Origin of the sequence: Chrysanthemum yellows phytoplasma, assembly GCF_000803325.1 — a bacterium.
Taxonomy (GTDB): domain Bacteria; phylum Bacillota_I; class Bacilli_A; order Acholeplasmatales; family Acholeplasmataceae; genus Phytoplasma; species Phytoplasma asteris.
The window spans coordinates 1-2,301 of the sequence record NZ_JSWH01000042.1 but is presented as its reverse complement, the minus strand read 5'-3'; the positions used below and the strand labels follow the sequence as shown (position 1 = coordinate 2,301).

Annotated in this window: 2 protein-coding genes and 1 pseudogene; all 3 read right to left on the bottom strand. The window is 22.9% G+C overall.

Going from position 1 to position 2,301, the window contains the following annotated elements:
- Positions 1-408 precede the first annotated feature (408 nt).
- Positions 409-579 carry a hypothetical protein gene (locus OL66_RS03830; protein WP_238568768.1) on the bottom strand — a complete coding sequence of 57 codons (171 nt, stop codon included), beginning with the start codon at positions 577-579 and terminating at the stop codon, positions 409-411.
- Positions 580-604: 25 nt separating this feature from the next.
- Positions 605-974, bottom strand: a pseudogene (locus OL66_RS04530) (sigma-70 family RNA polymerase sigma factor); the annotation flags it as partial.
- A gap of 212 nt (positions 975-1,186) precedes the next feature.
- Positions 1,187-2,301: DEAD/DEAH box helicase (locus tag OL66_RS00685; protein ID WP_034172063.1), on the bottom strand; the 1,115-nt coding region annotated here is incomplete at its 5' end.

Genomic DNA, 2,301 nt, shown 5'->3' with positions numbered 1-2,301 from the left:
TTGTAATAATTTATTTTTGTGGATTTCTTTTTCTATTATTTTTTCTATTTTTTTCATGATTTAAATATCGTTTCCCTTTTTTATATCATATACATAATCATTATAACTTTAAATGATTATATTTATTTAAAAAAGGGGGTCTCGCGCAACTGGGGGATTTTTATTTTTCTTTTTCTTTTGTTTGTGCTTTCTTTTAATTTTTGTTAGCGCTTCAGCGCGTTAGGGGATGGTTTTGGTTAATTTTTAAAACATCTCTCTTTAATAATGGAAAGGGAAAAAGGGAGTTATTTATATATCGAAAAATAATAATGATAGATAAAAGATACAACGATAATTAAAATTAATAAATCAAATGATAGTAAAACGATGAGTTAAAATAAGTTTATTTATTTTATGTTTTTTATTTTGTTAAATTACTTTTATAATTAGGATGTGTTTTTTAACCCAATAACCTACTTTTCTTTTGATTAAAAATGCTTTGATGTGTTTTAAATCTTCTAATTGATAATAAATAATGTTTGCTTCTTTGTTATAGTTTGTTTTTATAGGGTTGTTATAATTATCTACTTTTTTTGTCATCTAATTTATATAATTTTAAAGTATCTAACTTGTCTATGTTTATTTTGCTAATCAATTCTTTAATATAGTCTTTTTGTTCGTTAAGATAATTAATTTGGAAGATAGGGAAATGCGTTTTAAAGGTATTATTTTGGCTTTTTGGGGGTGTTATGGGGTTGGTGAGGATTTGCGTAGGCGATAAAATCATAACCTAAATCTTCGTAATTAGCTAATGATTTTATTAATCCTAAAACCCCTTCTTGGTATAAATCCTCTTTAGTTAAAAATTTAGGGTAATATTTAAATTGATAAACTAGTTTTTTTACTAAAGGTAAATGAAGTTCGATTAATTGATCTCGAATTTCTAAATTCTTTTTATTTTTTAAAAAATCTTTAAATAATTTTTCTCTTAACATTTAATTCCTTTCTAAAAACATCTTTAGAAAAGATATGAAATTATTTTTTTAATCTTTGAAAATAAAAAAAGACTAACTTAATAGTTAGCCTTAAAGAGTTTTTAAAAAGCAAAAAGTGTCTAAACTTTTGGAACACCTCAATGGTTAATATTATAATATTAGATATCAAAAAAACAAAACAAAATCATATATAATTTTAACGTTTTTTTGAATTAAAAATTAAAACTTAAAACTTGTTTTTGGTAATTTTGTAATTTTTTAATAGCTTTCTCTATATCTTTTTTATTTATTAAGTAAGAAATCAAAACAGACATCTTATATTTATTTGATTTTTTTAATTCATCTACATTTAATTTTGATAAAAATTTTTCTTTTTCTATTTTTTCTATTATGAATTTTAATTGTTTTTCTGTACCAGGTTCGTTTGTCCAATTCATTTTTATATAATTTGTATTATTATCTTCATTTTCGTTAAGCCAATCATTAGCGCTTGCAAAACAATTTATTTTTGAGCCTATATTTAAAATCTTTATGCACTTTTCTTTATACGTTGTTTTTTTCTTTTTTATTTTTGGTTGCAAACCTCCAAAAGAATACCAAATATCTTTTATTTGTTTGATTACAGCAAAAGAATTAAAACCACTAGCCATAATATTTTCATCAAAATTAATCCATCTAAATGATGTATTTTTTTCTTGATCAAAAGGAGGTAATGGTATTTCTTTTAACAAAAAATTATCCTCTTTAATGATTATTTTTTTATTTGTATTTCCTCTTTCTATAGATTCATATTGATATTTATCACAAAATAAAGGTCTTTTGTTTTTTTGAGGATTTAAATCTTTTTTTATTTCAAATATGTTTTTTAAATGTTTTTTTATAGAATTACCAAAATCTATCACAACACAATTTTCTTTAATAATGTTAGGATGTATATTAGGATCAACAATACGTAACCCTCTTCCTATCATTTGTTTTAAAGTTAATGGACAAGAATTAGGGCGCAAAAGCAAAACACAAGATACAATTGGACAATCCCATCCTTCTATTAAAATAGCAACATTAATTATAACTTGTATTTTACCTGTTTCGAAATCATTTAAAATTTTTTGTCGTTCTTGATCATTTAACTCATAATCAATCATTTCAGTTTTGATATTTTTATCTTTAAAAAAATTGGTTATGTTTTGGGCATGTTCTATATTGGAACAAAAAACAACAGTTTGACGTTTGTTAGCATACTTATACCAATTTTGAAAAATAGCTTGCTTGGAGGGTTCTGTGGTTATAATGTCTTCCAATTGTTTTTTTTCATAATAATTATTTT

Coding starts and splice junctions, on each gene's coding strand:
- OL66_RS03830 (WP_238568768.1), bottom strand. CDS start 579: ATGACAAAAAAAGTAGATAATTATAACAACCCTATAAAAACAAACTAT.